Source organism: Paenibacillus donghaensis, from assembly GCF_002192415.1.
GTDB lineage: Bacteria > Bacillota > Bacilli > Paenibacillales > Paenibacillaceae > Paenibacillus_AQ > Paenibacillus_AQ donghaensis.
Genome location: NZ_CP021780.1, coordinates 5,112,045 through 5,129,896 on the forward strand (window position 1 = coordinate 5,112,045; position 17,852 = coordinate 5,129,896).

A 17,852-nucleotide genomic window follows, 5' to 3' on the forward strand; every position below is an offset into this window, starting at 1 on the left:
ATCCGTATTCTTTTATAAACGTTAGTTCGCGCTGCCGCCCTCTGTTGTAGTTGTGCTATCCGGCTCAATTAATCCCGAGGCTACCCTTGCCTCATTCAGCTTGGAGATTCCGAACAGCATTGCCACGTCGGCATTCTCAATGATCTTGTTGAACTGCTCAGGACTGACATTCGGAGAATCTGCGCTTTTGGAGGCTTCCTCCTTCAAGCTGTAGGCGCTCTGAAAAGCGATTATCGACTCCACCAGCAGCTTGCGGATATTCTCAGGCAGACCGCTCACGATCTCCACATCCGCTGTTTCCTCTGTCAGATTGGCTGCATTCTTCTGAAATTGCTTAATCGCCTTCTTGAGCTGTTTGGCGGATACCTCACCTGCTGAATAGGAGCTTAATGCGGCATTGAAATCCTCCAGAGAGGACTTCCCTGATTGTTCAATTCTGGATATCTCGTTGTAGAAATTCATTACGCTTTCCTGAACTTCGTCATCTGAAGCAGGAATCGCGGCTTCGGGCTCATTGCTGCTGCAGGCACTAAGAACCATAACCAGCACAATCAACCCTGTAAACAAACTTTTTCTCATCGTACTATCACCCCATCTAACAGGATAATGTCGAAACCGCTTCATCGTCAAATGAAATATATGTAAATCTGTGTCGAGCCGTGTTATATTGAATCTATATGTAGTTAGGAGAGGAAGAGAGCCTATGCCTTATTGCACAACCTGCGGTGCGGAGTACCGCTCAGGAAGCAAATTCTGCGGCGAATGTGGAGCAAGCACAGGTGCGGCGCCGGGGCATCCGGCAGCGGCAAACCAGGACAGAAGTCTGGAGAGTGTGTTATGGGAAGGCAAAGCCGCCGGCATCTCGGACCGCCTTAAAGGACTGGTAGGTTTGAATACAACCTTGTATACCCTCACAAGCCAGCGAATTATGGTAAAGACCGGATTAATCGGCAAAAACATCGAAGAAATCGAGCTGCTGCGCGTCAATGATTTCTCTGTGGGCCAGTCCATCGCCGAGCGTATGCTCGGTATAGGAACACTGACCGTATTTTCGGATGATGCCTCCTCCCCGGAGCTGCTGTTCCGCAGAATCCGCAAGGTCCAGGAAGTGAAGGACATCTTGCGCACAGCGGTTCGAAACGAGAAGCTTGCCAATAACATCAGCTACCGCGAACAAATATAGACAGGGATGAAAGCCCCGGAGCTCCGGGGCTTTTGTTGTGGACACCAAGGAGGAACAGATATGAAAGCCAAACACAAGAAATGGATCATCAGCCTCATCATTACCGCATTGCTGGCCTTATTCACCTATATTACTGAAGGCAACCAAATTCCGGGTATTCCCTCCGGCCCTTCCGGCGGGGAGCTTGTCCGCCTCAATTTCCCTGCTGAACGTTATCCTGAAACCGCCAAGCACATTAAGGAAGCTATCCGCAGCGGACACTCCCCGATTTGTACCATTGACCGGGATCAGGCTGAGATAAACCGGAACGAATCACTGAAGGGCATCCCCACCAAAAAAGGCTATGACCGCGACGAATGGCCCATGGCCATGTGCAGCGAAGGCGGCGCAGGCGCTGACATCAAATACATAATCCCAAGCGACAACCGCGGTGCAGGAAGCTGGGTAGGCAACCAGCTGGAGGATTATGCCGATGGTACGCGTGTGGAATTTATGTTCAAGTAGCTTGGACTACTGCCCAATGTTACGCAGATGAGACCAATGCCCCCATCCGGCAGAAGCCGGATAAGGGCATTGTTGTTGTCTAGAACAAACAGGCTTTAGTGATGATAACCAGCAGGATAAAGAGAACCAGAATTGCACCTGTCGAAGTAAAAGGACTTACTACCGGACAGATTGGACCATGACCTACGCCACCCACGTTATTTCCACAACCACAACCATATTCTGCACCCATGTTCAATTCCTCCTCAGGTAATATTGACTACAGCACAGAATATGTAACAGGGCGTTCTGCCGATTGGGCAAAATGGTAAAGAACTGTCCTTCACCTAATCATTGCCGCGGAGAGCGTCGATAAGTATAAAGGGAGGTGCGAAATGGACATTGCTGCATTATCCATGGCCATGAGCCAGGCTTCCTTGGCGCAGTCTGCTCAGCTGCAGGTACTGAATATTGCCAAGGATCAAGCACAGACACAAGGCCAGAACCTTGTAGAGCTGCTTGGTTCGAGTGTAGATCCGAATCTGGGAAAAACACTTGATATTCGCGTTTAATTGCTTTATGCTAGGTAAACAGGAACATCAGTTCCCACATTGTTCCAACATGAGGCAGCGGTAGAGCTGCCTCCTCCCCTTATTTGTCTTTTCTCAAGAAGAAACGGCATCGCCGTCCTCTGCAAGAGGCGGCATCCGTTTCTGCGAGAAATAGAAGGATAAATTATAGTGTGGAACATATAATTTCTTATATTTTTTACATAGCCTTCGGGCTTTTCTTTTAGCCCTAAATACGAACATACGATCCTATAAAGAGGTGTTTATGTGCAATCCTACTATCAAATGACCGTGCTGGAGAAATGGACAGAAGACCTGTATAAGCGAATGCACCTTAACCAGCCTTCACAGATTAATATCAGTTATATTTCCGACCGTCTGAACATCTGGGTTCATTATCTCGATGTAAGAAGCAAGTGTATCGAGGCCTCTGCCGGAATGTACAGCATGTTTATCGACAACCGCCTTCCATCTTCCCTGCAACGGCTGGAATTCCTTCACGAGTTATGCCACCTGCTTCGCCATGCCGGAGAAGACACCCTGATGCCTGAGCGATTCACAAGCTCTCAGGAAGACGAATCAGAGCGTTTCATTCTGTATGCGGCGATGCCTTATTCCATGATCTCCCGTATGCCCTTACCTGAGCTTAGAGAAGAGGCCATCCAACAAGTGGCGGCAGAATTTCAGGTGCCTGTAGAACTCGCTCTGCAGCGAATTGACCAGATCCAAAGACGGATTCTCCAGGGACAATTACTGGCCGTAATGGGGAGAGCGGAATCCAAGACCACACATAAACGCCAATTGCTGCGGGAATAATACCGGTATGAAGATCTAAACGGATTAGTTATTGGGGGGAGCATTAGCATCATGGACGCCATTCAGCTCATTCAGTTATTGATGACCCATCCGAATTACAAGGTTGACGCCGTACACCCCGACGTCCCTGATTTTGTCGGCATCGAGACGATTGAGGTGGATCATGCCACAGAAACCTTCACCATCCTGCTGCAGGAGCCTAAAGAGGATTACTTCGAGCTGTGAGCAATTGCTGCAACACAAATAAACCGGCCTTTGTATGCCATTGCAGCATCAAGGCCGATTTCGTCCCGCTTCTCTATTTGAATCTATTCATCAGCAATTCTTTAAGCACATCATTGACATCCCGCTTGGGATCGGTGAATGTCTTCTCATAAGGCTCATCATACAATCGCTGGGCCAGCGCCACATCTTCTTCACTAATCTTCGCTTGCTTGCCATTAATTATAACATTCCATACCAGCGGAAATTCACTGACCAGTTCAACACTTGCTTCACGGATTCCCTGTTCGCTTTTCAGTTCAATCAACAGCTCACTCAAGGGCTGCTGAATTTCTGTTCTTCGGGTTTCGTTGTTAATAAATACGCCGGCTATTTTTTTCGCCCATTCGCTCACAACATCATCTCCTCTCATTAACAGATCAGATCCATCGTCAACCTGCATTCCCTGCAAGTATACCATGACATTCTATGTTACACGAAATCAGCCAGCTTATACTGATTTCAACAGAAATAATCGCTACGGCATTTACGTTCTGGATATGCTTAGGTTTTTTGCCACCAGTCTGTACCTTAATATTGAGTGTCTGTCTGCCCGGCAATAGAGGTGAATTTCCCTTCCAGGGTGAGCGAATGGACTGCCCAATGCTTGGGCTTGGCAGGCTGGTAGGCCTGCGGATAGGATGATCTGCTAGCAGAAGAGACTCAGCTGAATCGGCTGGAAATCAGGATCACCAAACCACCGCAGAATAAAAACAAACAAACGACGAGCGAGGTTACACTTCCGTCCAGACTGCTAAAAACGGAGATCAACGGCACATACAGCACGACAGACAGCAGCATCTGCGATATCCCCAGCCCTGCCCTTCTCCGCTTCTGATGCCATGTCATGTACAAACCCAGCCCTGTGATCAGAGCAACGAGCAGAAATATGAGCAATAGGATTATGATTGTCCATCCCTCCGGTTGGGATTAATAAGAAATATATTCCATTATACATCAAGCTGGCTTGCAAACTTATAATTTGATTGTTTTTGTGATATTATGGATAAAAAAAGGAGGGATTTCTTTGAAAATACTCAATAAACTGTATTCCGAATATTTAATTATCCCTCGGCCATTTCGTCTACTCATGTTGTGGGGATGGATCGTATTATTTGTTGTGGCTGGGTTTAAATTAAACTGGTTTAATTGACCCCTCGCTGGCACTTTAGGTTGACTGGGGTATGAAAGCAGGGATAAGGTATGGCTTCTGGAAGACTAAACTATTTGTTCACAAAAATTCAGGAATAGGCTGGACACTAAACCCAAACCATTGGTTAACTTGGATTGTTATAGCCGTCCTTTTTGTTATTGCGATAACCTGTGCTTTTTTCGTTCGTTAAAAGTATAGACAGAATCTATATCAAAATCATTGCCTGTTCGAGGATTTCTATTGTCCCTTGCCCAATCCTTTGTTTTCCCCGTAGCGATTCCGCCTTTTGAATTCTGTAGACATCCCCCCAATAGCTCTTTATCAATTTTCCCGTACAAACTACATAGTATAATTTACCTTATTCTGATAGAGTTAATTTTGCAAATCATTAACAGGAGGAATAATTATGGCAGCTAAAAACAAGGTAATAGCTGGTGATTATAAAGGTAAAGCACTGGTGATTGTATTTGGTCAAGTTTCACTATCTATTGGATTCATGAAGACGATCAATCTCGATAAGAACACAGTAGAAGAATATGAAGTAATGAATGAGACTCACTCCAAGAGTGCTACAAGTGCTGTAGGGCGGGGATTAGTGGGGGGATTCTTACTTGGACCTGTCGGCTTATTAGCTGGTTTGTCTGCCAAAAGCAAAGGGACTCATGTTCTAGCAATCCAGTTTAAAGATGGTAAAAAGAGTCTGATTGAAGTAGACGAAAAGATATATAAAGCAATTATTACCAATTGTTTCTAAGATATAGAGCCCTTATAAGATAAAACGGGAGAGGGTGATTAACTCTTTTCATTTAAGCAAGGTTGAGCCAATGGCGTAGCATACGAATAACAATACACACAGAAAAATGAGGTGAATTTATTTTATGAAAAAAATCATTACATTGGTTGTTGGTGCAATATTCTTTCTGAACTCATTTACGAGTATAATTAATGCCCAATCTCAAGATCCAAAAGATATTTTACTTAAAAAGTATCCAAAAGAAGTAATTAAGATTATCAAAACAGTAGATCTTAATAATGACCAAAAAAATGAAAATTTCATCCTTACAAAATCAGGGAATTTCTTCCTTGTTAACTCCAAGGGTGTTGTTGTCTTGATCAATACGGGAATAGGTGAATATGAAGAAGATGAGGTGGGATTAAAGATTTTCTCTGTCTCAGCAAAAGAAAAACATGTTGCCCTTACAGTGGAATATCTCCCCTCTAACACCCAGTTATTCGTTTATCGCCTGCAAGATGGAACGCTTAATAAAAAAATTGAATTAATAGCTGATGTTGGAGTTGAGATTGATAACAAAGGCCGAATACATCAAAATTGGAAGGATTATAAACCAGAAGGTGGTTGGGATACAGCAGAAGGAATTTTCACCTGGAATTCAAAAACAAATAAGTATACTGCTTCAGGTAAATATGTACTTCAATAAATAAAGACGCCCCGGAGATCGGGGCATCTTTATTTATGTAATCATTCGTTACTACTTAGGACCCAATAGGATAGGAGCATCAAAGTCTGATCGCCACATAAGTCCAATCCACCGAATTAGTTGCGAATCTGCATCTAATTAGAAGATTTTTTCTGTTTTAGAGCAAATAAGTGCGAAAACGCATCTAATTTCGGATTCTGAGCCTTAAACAATCGTTTTACTCGAAAATAGTTGCAGATTCGCACTTATTTGCCCAATAACAGGAATTCCAGCTGAAATTAAATGCACTTTTGCATCTAATTTCTCTGAAATCTCTAGTGTAGCATTCTACATCCTCAGAGGGACCTAAGTAGTAACAATCATTCTAATAAAAAATCTATTTAACAGTATGAGTTTCTTCTACCTCGCGGATTTCCTTGCTTCATAAAATACACGGCTTAATCCAGCATCCCGTTAAATATATTCAAGCACTAGAAAATCATAGCCGGATTTGAAGCGAATGTATAACTAATGAAGATTGTGTGCTGGGCAATCCTAATTATGAGTATTATCTGGATGTACTACATAAACGTGCGGGTCATCGCATACGGCTCTTCCGACAGTTATCCCCTCTGGGGATGAAGGTTATTGTAAATCTCCGTCAGACTGCAAAGTTTTATTTCCTCAAACCACGTATTGGGCATGGCATACTGAGCGTAGGTCGAGTGGGAGCTGCGCCAGGCCGTCATCCGCAGACCCGGCAATTCATTGTCCCAGCCCCTGCGTCTCAATTCCCGATGCAGCTTTCGTATCTTTTTCCAGCTTCGCAGTTGGACCATTCGAAGTCGCCTCCGTATCCATGCATCCCATCCTTGAAATCGCTTCTTTACATCTCCAATTCCGAAATAGTTCCCCCATCCATGTAGGTACGGATTCAATTTCTTCTTCACCAGTTGCTCGATATCCACCGTTTGGTTTCTTCGCGTGATTTCTTTTACCCGTTCCTTAAACTTCTCCACGGCTTTCGGTGTCGGTCCTACATACTTGCCGGGCTTGAACTCGTGGCCCAAAAAGACAAATCTTTCTCGTTTGCTATTCACGATTCGTGTCTTTTTCCGGATGTACTTTTAGCCCCTGTTCCTTTTCCAGCAGTTTAACGACAATTCTCCGCACGCGTTCCGCCCCTTTTTGGGTTTTGCAACAAATGACAAAGTCGTCCGCGTAACGCACGAGGCGGTGCCCTCTTTCGGTCATGGCTAGGTCCAGCGGATGCAGATAGATATTCGCCAGTAGCGGGCTTATAACTCCTCCCACTATAAATTAATATTTACTCTTATTTGCTCACTCGTTCTCAGGTTTTCATTCATTGACAGATTGAGAGTTGGAATAGTCATGTAAGGATGACATTATTTTCTGGAAGAGCCGGTGGCGGGAATAGAGAGTGGGGGAGTTATCCCCAACCCAAAGATACATTCTGTAATCGCACTTTGGATATCCACACCTGTCTCTTGACGGCTTACCCTCCCATGTCACGCGGGGTCTTTGCCCTTACATTCCTTCGTTCTGCCTCTCAAGAGGTGGACGCCGTTTCTTGCTCCTTTACAGGGTCGTTGCCCTTATGGAATTGATTCCTGCGGCTGCTCCGTGCTTCTTTTGTCTTTGGTCATTCCTACTTCAATGAGCAAAAAGAGTCTGGTCTTTTCTTAAGCTGCCATCTGTAGCTGGGCCAGACGTACCGGCCCTAACACGTCGTTAGCGTCGTACGGAATTCGCTTCGTACCGAGTGTATGCAGGACGCGTATAAGTTTTCCGCATAACGCCACAAGGGATTGCTTTTTCTTCAATGGATTTTGACTTCGTGTCGTAAAGTACTGGTGCAGCGCCTTGAACTCCGCGTTCTTCGCTACCATGGGCATGACCGCCCGGAACAGCAGGGCTCTTAGCCTTGCACGTCCACGTTTGGTAATGCTGGACTTGCCTTTTTTCTTTCCTGAACTGTTTTCTTTGAGATTCAGTCCGGCCAGCCGTATGATCTGCTGTCCGTGCTCGTAACTGCTTAGATCCCCTACTTCTGCAAGGAACCCCGCCAAGGTGACTACGGCCACACCCGGCACAGTGAGCATCTCCTTCGTTCCCGGAATTTGTGCAAGTAGACGTTCCACCTCGACCAGAATCTCTTCGAGTTGTCTGGCGAACATTTCGTACTGCTCCAGAAGCGTTTTAATCTCTATTTTGGCTGCGGGAAGTCCTTCGGTAAGCCCGATGGATCTTCTTGCAGTTTCGACCAGTTGCTCCGCTCGTTTCGTCCCTACGGCGCGCTTCACGTCCTTCTTCCATCGCTTCACAATGGCCTCTGTACCGAGCGCTACGATCTCTTCTGGCGTCGGAAACTCGCTTAACGTAATAAGGGAGGCTTTCCCCTCCCAGTCTTTAAAAACCTTTGTGTACTCCGGGAAAAATCGATCCTGCCAGTTCTGCATTCGTCTTTGTACCTGCCCGAGGTTCACCATGATTTTCTCGCGAAGATTCATGAGAATCCGCAGATCTGCATAGAGGTTCGTCGGCAGTTTCGGTTTCGCTGTACTTCCCGTTACGCACTAAATCGGCAATGACTTTTGCATCCTTATAGTCGTTTTTCGTCGGTGAGTTGTCTTCCAGTTCTTTGCTTTTGTGTACATGATGCGGATTGACGATGACCAAAGGAATCCCTTGCTGTCCCAAGTATTCGGCCAGATTAAACCAGTAGTGTCCGGTAGGCTCAATGCCAAAGAGGACGTCACTCTTGGCATGCTCCTGCTGAAGCTCCTTCATCCACTGAACCAGTTGTTCCAGCCCGGTACGGGTATTGGAGAACACACAGTCCTTTCCCAGTTCAATGCCCCGAAAGTCGATGGCACGGGCCACGTGGGTTTCTTTAGCAATGTCTGCGCCTACGACAAGGGTCTTGTCAGAAATTCGTGTAATCCGTTGATTCTGTTTCTTCGATTGTTTATACTTCATGTTGAGTGCCTCCTGCGCTGGAATTTGTTCTTTGGTCGGAACGTTTCCCAGTATACAGTTGGCGCTTTTTTCTTTCAAACCTCAAATTAATTCATTACAGGAATGGCTCCTTATGAGAAGTAAAGTATTATGCAAAGCTTTGCATAATCCTCCTTGCGGCGCTCCTTCAACAGTCGGTTTAACTAAACCGTTCTCCATCACTCCCGATTGAAGGTATTTTCGAATAAGCAGAAGGACTTTCTTGTCCTTCACTTTCTCTGCTATCTTCATCATGAGGCGGTCATGGTTGACGCGGTCGAAGAATTTCTCCAAGTCCAGGTCGACTACGAATCGATAGCCTTCTTTCATGAATGCTCTAGCTTTCCTTACTGCATCATATCCTCGCCTTTTCGGGCGAAATCCATAGCTGTGTTCAGAAAACTGCGGATCAAACAATGGGATAACGTCTGAGCGATTGCTTGCTGGAGCATTCGGTCTGTCACGGAGGGAATACCTAATTTCCTGACACCTCCACCATTCAGTTTCGGGATTTCGACCCGACGCACAGGGCTAGGTTGGTAGGTTCCCTCTTCAATCGCAAGACGAATGGTCTGTCAGTTTTGTTTGATGTGTTCTCGTAAGGATTTTACGGACATTCCATCTACGCCGTGGCTTCCTTTATTCGCTTCTACACGTTTTAGTGCTTCAAGGAGATTTCCCCGCGATAACAGCTGCTCCAACATTTCTCTACAACTCCTTGCGTGATTTGTACCTTCCTCTTGTGCCAGAGATGAATTCTGCCCTGCCGAAGTCCCACATGGGATTCACCGCTTCCTCCTTCAGTTAGGTCCTTTCGGATTTTTTTCTGCTTTCATTACTCATCTTGAACGCCTGGGTGTACAAATACCTATTTCATGTTCAGCCCTTCCGCAGCTGTTGCAACAGCTTGCGTACTATGGCGTCTGCTGACTTCTGTACGTTCAGCCTGTCCTCACGGGCAGGGTTACGAAGTGGTCTTCGTCTTTCGCACAGATCTCCCCAGGTAAAAACGCTATCTTCCTCTCCATCTATCTGCTTCATTTACTCTCGCACGCCTTTGGCAGTATGGGCTTTGGTTTGTTTGGCAACCTCATCCAGCATACGCTAGCCTTGTATGAAGTTCGTGTTCCTCAGACCGGAGATTTGCCGCTGGCTTCCTTCCGATTCCACCTCGCGGTGGACACCCTTGCCTTAAGCTAATGGCTACTACTGCCTTCGCCATTCGGGACTTCAACCCTAGAGATAGCGCCCATGCTGGGCGCACCAAAAAAAGGACAAGCTCTTAGAGCAAAGTTCAAACTTCCACTGCTGCCTAAATTTATTCTTTTATAAATATTTTCATTATATGAGCGGTGATTGAATCAATGTGGCGAAATTGAATTGATGTACGTGACCGTCATTTAATGTAGTTTGACCAGTAACAAAATGTACGTGTTTGCCGTTTCCTACGGAAATAGCTGGTCCTGTTCTAATCTTCTTCAAATTATGAAAATGGTTCAGGAAATCAGTTCTTTCCAAATCAATTTCATGGACATGACTCGTTCCTACCCGAATCGCTTGTCCTGTAACACCTGCAAACCGATGGTTGTGTCGATCTGCACCTTCTTCAGCCAGTTTAGTGCTACCTTCAAATTCATGTACGTGTCTCTGTACCTTAGAGCCTGTTTTTATCTTCTTTACTGTAGGCCGTTTCCTCTGCATCCGTTGTATGCCTCCTTAGAATTATGCGACTTCACAACATCTTATTAAGGCAAACTTGGATAAGTGCAAATTCATTATCAGGATGCAATTAATTTTTTGTGATTACCCACTAACTGCTAATAGTCATTCAATACTCCCTATTTGACCTCCCGTTTCAAGAAAACTGACATTATTATTATGATTACATAAATAAAGATGTCCCGGAGCTACCTGGGCATCTTTATTATTGAAGTACAAATTTACCTGAAGCAGTATACTTATTCGTTTTTGAATTCGCGGTGAAAATAAAGTGAACAGAATACCGTTCGTTCTTGGATTTCATCATCAGAAATCGTCCTCCTCTAGTTGAAATTTCACTTACCTCAGACACTGATCTAAGTTTCCGGGAACAAAATGTGACCAACTGCCGTCCTTAATGGTGTTATAAGTAAAGGAGGGCAGAGCATCATGCAGCGTTCCATGAACCGGCCGGTCAATCATGTGTTGAAGAGTTACGAAACCTACGCAGAAATGCTGTTCCGGATTGCTATTGTCCATCTGGGCAGCCGCGAGGATGCCGAAGAAGCCACTCAGGATACCTTCATCAAGCTGATGGAAAAAGCACCAGATTTCAAGGATGCCGAACATCAGAAGGCATGGCTGATCCGGGTAATCACCAATCATTGCAAAACACTACTGGGCAGAGGCTGGCGTAAGCGCGAGGTCAAACTGGAGGGCGTAGATCCAGTGACAGCAGATAGCCCTGAGGATTTGGTGCTGCTGCAGCTCGTGCTGGCGATGCCTGTGAAGTATAAGACCGTTATCCATCTGTATTATTACGAGGATTATGGCATCCAGGAGATCAGCAAGATACTACAGATCAGCGAGTCAGCCGTGAAGATGAGGCTTCAACGGGGACGACAGCTGTTAAAACTCGAGCTGGAAGGAGCGGAAACGCAGTGAGGGAAGATCAGTTTCGAACAACATACAAGAAAGCGGTGGATTCCATGAAACCGAGTGAAGAGATGAAAAAAGTATTGATCGACAAGCTGGAGCAGCGGCAGGTGCGGAAGCGTCCACACAAGACAGTTTATATCGCGGCAAGCGTTGTACTTGCCGCAGGGATCGGCCTGGCCTCACCTAATATATGGAAGCATTTGAACAACCCGGCTTCACCGGTGCAGGTGGCCCAGGTGAAGCCAGCAGCAACCGACTTGGTCAGGTCTGATGCGGGTACGTCCGGCAGCATCGTCATTCCCAAGCTGCAACTGCCGGATACGGAATCTGGTGCTAAGACAGATATGATCGCTCTGGTCGTTTATAAGGGCAATATCTATACACATTCCGCGACCCGCATCGATGCCGCTGATGCCGCCGCGCTACGCGGTGACAAACTCGGACGGACTAAAGGCGATATCAACGAATGGAGCGGTAAAGACGAATATATCGAGTTAGCCTCCAACATCGGCGAGACGGATATCTATTCCATGAAGGGATACGATTCCGACTTCCTACTTATGTCCTATACGGAAATGAACGGCGAGGTTTACGCCGAACTGTATGAGCATACGAACGGCATTACCGTAAACAGCGGCGCCGACCTGTTCGGCAAGCTGAATCTCGCAGGCCGGATCACTTCGGCTCAGTGGGAAGGCTTCGATAGCTGGAACAACGGTCTGCAGCAGTACGCGCCGCTTGCCAGCGGCGAAGCGCTTGACGGCTTCGTAACGGCACTCCAAACAGCCAAACCGCTGGCGGCAGAACCACTGATCGAGCAAGGCATCTATGACAGCGAAGACCGAAAGGTCATCTACCTGCAGTTGGAAGACAAAGCCCGGGTAGAGCTGACACTGTTCGGTCAAGGGCTTGTACGCTACGGCCAGGCACCGGTATTCTTCGAGGTCGAGTCCGGTGCGTTCCAAACGCTATGGAATACCATGAATCCGTAAAAATGAGGACCTGAAAAAGAGATTCGCCTTTGGAATGACCTTCAAAATGCAAAAAAATGCAGCCCTACCTCGATGAGGCATGCTGCATTTTTGCATTTGGTGTCTCCGAATATATTTTTTCTTGAAATAGGACCCGGATGATTAATTCGAGCAATGTTTACATTTTCTTAGATATGGCAAGAATAAATCATCCAACGTGACCAAAACGTTACCATTTCCTCATTATTCTAAACTGGTATTTTGTTGTGATCCATCACTCTTAAAACAGCAAAAAACCCTTACAGCGTAAGGGTTCTTGAGAAGTGGGCCCTACAGGACTCGAACCTGTGACCAATCGGTTATGAGCCGACCGCTCTAACCAACTGAGCTTGGGGAAACGATAAAATGAATTAAATTCTGGTTATTACTTAGAGCCCCCTTGTTTTCCATGTATTACTCGTTCGAGCCTGTCCTACCACACCGCGCGACAAGGAGGCTGAGCATAACCAAAGGAAGGCTGTCGCCCGTAACCAGCGATTAACTTTCAGACTATTAACGGACTCAGGAGCCTCTATTTGCTGTAAAAAGGCTGTTTTGCAGGTCTAACGGACTCAGGAGCCTCTATTCAGGCAAAAACCCACTAGTTAGGGCCTGTTTTTCCAATATAGAGGCTATGCGGTCCGCTAGACTCCAAACCATCGCAGGAATGCGGAAATAGGAGCTATACGGTCCGTTAGCACGTGGGTTACCTGAAGTTCCGGGTGGGGAGGGTTTGGATTACGGTAGTGCGATCCCCTAACCTTCGCAAGTAAACCTTCTATATCCTCGCAGGGTCCTAAGTAGTAACAAATTCTGTATCTTTTCTTCTATTATAGGGGTCGTCATACATGATACTGTTGTATGGGTACCAAATGTTACCTTACCACTCTAACTTAAAAGGACAGAGCAAACTTGACTCTGTCCTTCTTTCAAGGATAAGGAGGAGTCAAATGAAAAATTTGCCGTACATTTCTACACGGTCACCCAAGTATGTCTGGTCAGAGGTTTACCTTCATTAGTACAGAATATCGGTACCTTGCGCTTCCACTCCTCGGGATGAATAGAGATCAGCTCAGAGATAGCAAGAAAGTCCGCAGATACACGAGCCGATTGTTATAAGTTGCTGGCTTGATGCCTTCCTGACTCAAATGCTCGCAGACGGCGTTCTCGCTTCCATAACTATTACTACTTGTCATTCATTTGGGCTATAAGTAAATGATTCTCCAAGCCCCTTGGCTCTGCAAACTTAACATTCTTAAATACCTGATTATTGGCCAGTTGCCGCTCAACGCGTAAAGGCAATCGTGATTCGGTAATCTCTTTGATTGTTGTTCCTGCACTATCAAGCAGTGTAACTGTCAGTGCAAGTTCGGTCCGGGTTACTTTCAGCTCAAAATCAGGTTCTACCTCAACCTGTAAGACCTCAAAAGGAGATATATCAATAATTGCCGTGAGTTCAATTCCGTTAAACCCGTAAAGATACGTTTCTTCCGCTGCGGCTTTATAGGTTACGGTAATTGTTCCGTTTCCAACTTTGACGCGAGACTGTACATCCTTAATTTCCATAGGAATTCGCGGGGCAATCGAAAGGGTGCGATTAATCATGTTGGGCCGGATACCTAAAAAATATTGATACCAAACACGCAGCTGCTCTGCATTGGACCAGGCTTGCAGGTAAGCACCCGTAAGTTTGGCCCAATTCCGACCTTCCTGCGGGTAAGCATCCATATTCTCGCTCAGTCCACCGACTACTCCCAGATTCAGCGCTTGCCAGTTCATATTCTTGAACAGTTTATAAGCAGTTTCTTCCTGCCCGGATTCAATCATACGCTGCATCGCTATACCATTCAGCCAGATCCAAACTGCACCATTGTGGTAGGCTTCATCTTTATGATAATGACTGGTTAAGTGAAAGGGATGGAAAAATGGATGATTTCGGTCCAACGAAGCAACTCCCCATGGATAAACGAGTTCTTCCCATGCCTTACAAATTACTTTACATTTAAAGTGATCGTCTTCAATCATGTCCAAGGCAAACAACTGGTTCGGTCGTAGCGAGAATTCCGGCTCATCTTCCGCGTTCAGTCGGTCAGCAAGATAGGGATGCGTTCGATCCCTAAAATCTTTTTCAAAGTTTCTTTGGAGCTTGTCAGCAATCCTGCTCCATTTCTGAGCGCTGTCGGTGTCGTTCATGTACTCGGCGAAGTAGACTCCGGCCCGGAGCTGATTGTGCCACAGCGCTTGAATGTCATTGGCCCGGCTGTCTCTGGGGGAGTAGGACTTCAGATTGGCATCGCGCGCATCCATCCAGGTTTCGTTGTCATCGTGTATTAGGTAGCCTTTATCGTCCACCCAATGCTTAATGGAGCCTTCTATACTGTTCTGCACCGCCGGATAAAGCTCTGCAATAATCGCTGTATCCCCCGAGTATTTTACATATTCCTGCAATTGGATAATGAACCGCGGAGTCCCGTCGGTTGTATGATAATCCACATTTTCCAAGGCAAGGATATTGGGTACTCTGCCGAAATATTTGGAGGTATTATCGGTGTTCTGAAATTTCGCAAAGGACAGCAAGATATGTTTAGCCGTTTCAAATTGTCCCGTTACCAATACGGCTCCCGGAAGAGCGATAAATTGGTCTCGTCCCCAATATTCGTTAAACCAGGGAAGACCGGCATAGATTCCGTCTCCCTGCTGTCTGGTTACCAACTGGTCCATGGTTATATTCAACCAATTCAAAGATAAAGCGAGTGAATCACTGCTGCTGGTGATATAGGCATTCTCCAGCAAGAAATTCTCCATCCGCTTAATCCGTTCATTTTTCAAAAGAATGATATTTCGTCTCGTATTCTGAATCAGGTCTGCCGCTTCGGCAGCGTTTTTGCCCACGGCTATATAGAAGCCTTCCGCTTTGGCATCGGTGTAGACGATTCCATGCTCAACTGCTGCCGGCTGGTTACCTGCCGCACCTACAGCAATAACCCACCCGCCTTCGATTGACTTAAAAAAAACAATCTCTTCATGAAGGCTCAGAAATCTGATCCGTTCTCCCTTTAATTCAATCCCGATGGTGTTATGAGCACCGGTAAGTCGAATTTCCAGTACATTTTTATAGTCGAACATCCACAGTTCTTCTGCCAAACTTCCATGCCTGCGCAACATTTTATAGGGGTATACGAAGACTTCGCCTTCTTGGTTATCCAGTTCTAGGTGATCTGCAAATAAGGTATAACCGCTAAAAATTCTACTTTTCGAAATGTTCAATCCCTCAAAATAAGCATGCTCCACATGATTGTTCCGGTGGGATTGAGTATAATAATAAGCAGCCTCTTTATTGGTAAAGGAAATTCCACGATTGTCTTCATTAAGAGAGACTATTTTCATTTCATCCAGAATCTTGGATTCAGGCTCAGCATTCCTTGTTGATCTGTTAGCCATTGCTTACCTCCGAAGTGAAATTTTCATCTAATTAATTTTCTAAAAGAATTATAGAATGATGACTCTATACATCACTCTTTAAGAGAACCTACTACAATTCCTGTAACAAAATATTTTTGCATAAAAGGGTAAATTAAGAGCAGCGGCAATGTTGAGACAACGATTTTGGCGGCATTTAGCGTTCGGTTCGAAATTTTGGCGTATTCGATCAGCTTTTGCGGATCGGTTATATTTTGCGCGTCTATGCTGAGCTGCTGGATATAAGTCTGCAACGGATAGTTTGACGTTTTGTTAATATAGACCAGAGCCCCGAAATAATCATTCCAATGCCCAACAATCGTGAACAGCGTTACTGTAGCAATTGTAGGCAACACCACAGGCACGTATATGGTTGAGAGAATTCTCCACTGCGAAGCCCCATCAATGGTTGCAGCTTCCTCCAAGGATTTGGGCACGGCCCGGAACGCGTTCATCAATAGAATGACATTCCCGACCGCCACGGCTCCCGGCAGAATCAGAGCCCAGATAGAATCCAGTAGATGAAGCCCTTTGACTACCATAAAGGTTGGAATTAGACCCCCGGAGAACAGCATGGCGATAATCACAATATTCATGTACACCTTCTGTGCCCGGAATTGTTTTGAGCTTTTGGATAACGGATAAGCGGCCAGAATCATCAGGCTCATGTTGACGATCAAACCAAGGCCAACCCGCTCTACCGAAATCATAAATGAGCGCCAAAACTGGCTGTCCGAGAGTAGCTTCTCATAGGAACTGAACGTAGGATGCACCGGAAAAATACTTACCATGTTTGCAGAAACCGCCGCGTTGTCACTGAACGAAATGGCAACCAGATTAATTAAAGGGATCAGGCAGGACAAAGTGAAAGCTAACAGCAATATCCAGATCACGCTGTCCGCAATTCGGCTTTTTATGGAATGCGCGTAAATGGAAAACACCTCCCTCTTTAGAAAATTCGATAATCTGTAAACTTCTGAGCTAGCTTATTGGCAGAAAGAATGAGGACGATTCCGACAACAGACCGCAAGAGCCCGATGGCTGTACCCAAGCTGTATTGTCTCTCCACTAAGCCTACCCGGTATACATAAGTGTCAATAATATCGGAAGTTGCGTAAACCAAGGGATTATAAAGATTGAAAATTTGGTCAAAACCGGCATTGAGTACATTGGGCAAATTTAAAGTCGTCACAAGTAATATGGTAGGCATCAAGCCGGGCAAGGTCACATACCACAGTTGTTTAAAACGATTGGCTCCGTCGATGGAAGACGCCTCATAAAGTCCCGGATCAATAGCCGTCAATGAGGCTAAGTATATGATGGAGCCATACCCAAACCCTTTCCACACATCAGTCAGCACCAGCATAGGTCTAAACCAATGATTGCTGGCCATAAACAAGATAGGATCAATGCCAAGCCATCCCAATAATGCGTTGACCGGACCTTCGTACGAAAAAATATTCATCACGACTGTAGCCAATACGGCCCAGGAAAGAAAATTAGGCAAATAAACAACGGTCTGCATAAACTTTTTGGCAAACCGTACGCGGATTTCATTTAACAATAAGGCGAATACAATCGAAACAAAGGTTCCCACAATAATTTTCCATATGGCAATTACCATGGTGTTGATTAAAATCTGCCTGCTGTCGGGAATTTGAAACATAAACTTGAAATTATCAAGTCCCACCCATGGCGATCCGCTGATACCTTTGGCCGGAATGTAATTTTGAAAAGCCATTACGATGCCGAACATCGGAATGAAGGAGAAAATAATCAAGAATACCATACTCGGTGCGAGCATAAGGTGGAACGCAGTTTGGTCTTTTTTATTTTTCATCAAGA

Annotated in this window: 20 protein-coding genes, 1 tRNA gene and 2 pseudogenes; 9 read left to right on the top strand and 14 right to left on the bottom strand. The window is 45.5% G+C overall.

Annotated elements, in window-relative coordinates; genetic code table 11:
* Positions 1 to 21 precede the first annotated feature (21 nt).
* Positions 22 to 579, bottom strand: coding sequence for a hypothetical protein (locus B9T62_RS23410; RefSeq protein ID WP_087917495.1), 558 nt, complete (start codon positions 577 to 579; stop codon positions 22 to 24).
* Positions 580 to 703: 124 nt separating this feature from the next.
* Here B9T62_RS23410 and B9T62_RS23415 point away from each other — a divergent pair, with 124 nt between their 5' ends.
* Entirely contained in the window at positions 704 to 1,183 is a 480-nt protein-coding gene (locus B9T62_RS23415; RefSeq protein ID WP_087917496.1) for a PH domain-containing protein, read from the top strand.
* Positions 1,184 to 1,243: 60 nt separating this feature from the next.
* Entirely contained in the window at positions 1,244 to 1,687 is a 444-nt protein-coding gene (locus B9T62_RS23420; RefSeq protein WP_087917497.1) for a NucA/NucB deoxyribonuclease domain-containing protein, read from the top strand.
* A 79-nt stretch (positions 1,688 to 1,766) separates the two neighbouring features.
* Here the strand turns inward: B9T62_RS23420 and B9T62_RS40870 are convergent, their stop codons facing one another.
* Entirely contained in the window at positions 1,767 to 1,919 is a 153-nt protein-coding gene (locus B9T62_RS40870; RefSeq protein WP_245864016.1) for a hypothetical protein, read from the bottom strand.
* A 142-nt stretch (positions 1,920 to 2,061) separates the two neighbouring features.
* On the opposite strand from B9T62_RS40870, the gene B9T62_RS23425 reads away from it, so the two are divergent.
* From B9T62_RS23425 to B9T62_RS39415, 3 genes are all read left to right on the top strand, one after another.
* Positions 2,062 to 2,238, top strand: a complete 177-nt coding sequence (locus tag B9T62_RS23425) for a YjfB family protein (RefSeq protein ID WP_087917498.1) — start codon at positions 2,062 to 2,064, stop codon at positions 2,236 to 2,238.
* A 264-nt stretch (positions 2,239 to 2,502) separates the two neighbouring features.
* A complete protein-coding gene (locus tag B9T62_RS23430; protein WP_087917499.1) occupies positions 2,503 to 3,051 on the top strand; it encodes an ImmA/IrrE family metallo-endopeptidase in 549 nt (182 codons plus the stop codon).
* Positions 3,052 to 3,102: 51 nt separating this feature from the next.
* Positions 3,103 to 3,276 carry a hypothetical protein gene (locus B9T62_RS39415; RefSeq protein WP_157793983.1) on the top strand — a complete coding sequence of 58 codons (174 nt, stop codon included), beginning with the start codon at positions 3,103 to 3,105 and terminating at the stop codon, positions 3,274 to 3,276.
* Positions 3,277 to 3,349: 73 nt separating this feature from the next.
* Here B9T62_RS39415 and B9T62_RS23435 read toward each other — a convergent pair whose 3' ends face one another.
* Both B9T62_RS23435 and B9T62_RS23440 read right to left on the bottom strand, forming a co-directional pair.
* Positions 3,350 to 3,667: a hypothetical protein gene (locus B9T62_RS23435; protein WP_087917500.1), complete on the bottom strand. Its 318-nt coding sequence runs from the start codon at positions 3,665 to 3,667 to the stop codon at positions 3,350 to 3,352.
* A gap of 308 nt (positions 3,668 to 3,975) precedes the next feature.
* A complete protein-coding gene (locus tag B9T62_RS23440; protein WP_169834430.1) occupies positions 3,976 to 4,161 on the bottom strand; it encodes a hypothetical protein in 186 nt (61 codons plus the stop codon).
* A gap of 710 nt (positions 4,162 to 4,871) precedes the next feature.
* Between B9T62_RS23440 and B9T62_RS23445 the strand changes: the two genes are divergently transcribed.
* Both B9T62_RS23445 and B9T62_RS23450 read left to right on the top strand, forming a co-directional pair.
* On the top strand, positions 4,872 to 5,219 hold the full coding sequence (locus B9T62_RS23445; RefSeq protein WP_087917502.1) for a hypothetical protein: 348 nt from the start codon (positions 4,872 to 4,874) through the stop codon (positions 5,217 to 5,219).
* A gap of 124 nt (positions 5,220 to 5,343) precedes the next feature.
* Entirely contained in the window at positions 5,344 to 5,904 is a 561-nt protein-coding gene (locus tag B9T62_RS23450; protein WP_087917503.1) for a hypothetical protein, read from the top strand.
* 602 nt (positions 5,905 to 6,506) lie between these two features.
* Here the strand turns inward: B9T62_RS23450 and B9T62_RS23455 are convergent.
* From B9T62_RS23455 to B9T62_RS23480, 6 genes and pseudogenes are all read right to left on the bottom strand, one after another.
* A complete protein-coding gene (locus B9T62_RS23455; protein ID WP_157793984.1) occupies positions 6,507 to 6,983 on the bottom strand; it encodes a group II intron maturase-specific domain-containing protein in 477 nt (158 codons plus the stop codon).
* Positions 6,976 to 7,137 (bottom strand): reverse transcriptase domain-containing protein, encoded by a 162-nt coding sequence (locus tag B9T62_RS40875; RefSeq protein WP_245864018.1) that lies wholly within the window; start codon positions 7,135 to 7,137, stop codon positions 6,976 to 6,978. The genes B9T62_RS23455 and B9T62_RS40875 overlap by 8 nt, the downstream gene beginning before the upstream one ends.
* A 449-nt stretch (positions 7,138 to 7,586) precedes the next feature.
* Positions 7,587 to 8,883 (bottom strand): annotated as a pseudogene (locus B9T62_RS23465) (IS110 family RNA-guided transposase).
* 114 nt (positions 8,884 to 8,997) lie between these two features.
* Positions 8,998 to 9,605: pseudogene (locus B9T62_RS23470) on the bottom strand (reverse transcriptase domain-containing protein); the annotation flags it as partial.
* A gap of 175 nt (positions 9,606 to 9,780) precedes the next feature.
* Positions 9,781 to 9,942 (bottom strand): hypothetical protein, encoded by a 162-nt coding sequence (locus B9T62_RS39420; protein ID WP_157793986.1) that lies wholly within the window; start codon positions 9,940 to 9,942, stop codon positions 9,781 to 9,783.
* 300 nt (positions 9,943 to 10,242) lie between these two features.
* A complete protein-coding gene (locus B9T62_RS23480) occupies positions 10,243 to 10,602 on the bottom strand; it encodes a YmaF family protein (protein ID WP_087917507.1) in 360 nt (119 codons plus the stop codon).
* A gap of 447 nt (positions 10,603 to 11,049) precedes the next feature.
* Between B9T62_RS23480 and B9T62_RS23485 the strand changes: the two genes are divergently transcribed.
* Together B9T62_RS23485 and B9T62_RS23490 are read left to right on the top strand one after the other, a co-directional pair.
* Positions 11,050 to 11,544: an RNA polymerase sigma factor gene (locus B9T62_RS23485; protein ID WP_087917508.1), complete on the top strand. Its 495-nt coding sequence runs from the start codon at positions 11,050 to 11,052 to the stop codon at positions 11,542 to 11,544.
* Positions 11,541 to 12,530: a hypothetical protein gene (locus B9T62_RS23490; protein WP_087917509.1), complete on the top strand. Its 990-nt coding sequence runs from the start codon at positions 11,541 to 11,543 to the stop codon at positions 12,528 to 12,530. Before B9T62_RS23485 ends, B9T62_RS23490 begins: the two co-directional genes overlap by 4 nt.
* A 303-nt stretch (positions 12,531 to 12,833) precedes the next feature.
* Here B9T62_RS23490 and B9T62_RS23495 read toward each other — a convergent pair.
* The 4 genes from B9T62_RS23495 to B9T62_RS23510 all read right to left on the bottom strand — a co-directional run bounded on the left by B9T62_RS23495 (position 12,834) and on the right by B9T62_RS23510 (position 17,847).
* Positions 12,834 to 12,899, bottom strand: a tRNA-Met gene (locus tag B9T62_RS23495).
* Positions 12,900 to 13,733: 834 nt separating this feature from the next.
* Entirely contained in the window at positions 13,734 to 15,989 is a 2,256-nt protein-coding gene (locus tag B9T62_RS23500; RefSeq protein ID WP_087917510.1) for an amylo-alpha-1,6-glucosidase, read from the bottom strand.
* Between the two features lie 71 nt (positions 15,990 to 16,060).
* On the bottom strand, positions 16,061 to 16,798 hold the full coding sequence (locus B9T62_RS23505) for a carbohydrate ABC transporter permease (RefSeq protein ID WP_245864020.1): 738 nt from the start codon (positions 16,796 to 16,798) through the stop codon (positions 16,061 to 16,063).
* A 158-nt stretch (positions 16,799 to 16,956) separates the two neighbouring features.
* The gene (locus B9T62_RS23510) at positions 16,957 to 17,847 is read right to left on the bottom strand and encodes an ABC transporter permease (protein ID WP_087917511.1); all 891 of its coding nucleotides are present in this window, start codon (positions 17,845 to 17,847) and stop codon (positions 16,957 to 16,959) included.
* Between the last annotated feature and the right edge of the window lie 5 nt (positions 17,848 to 17,852).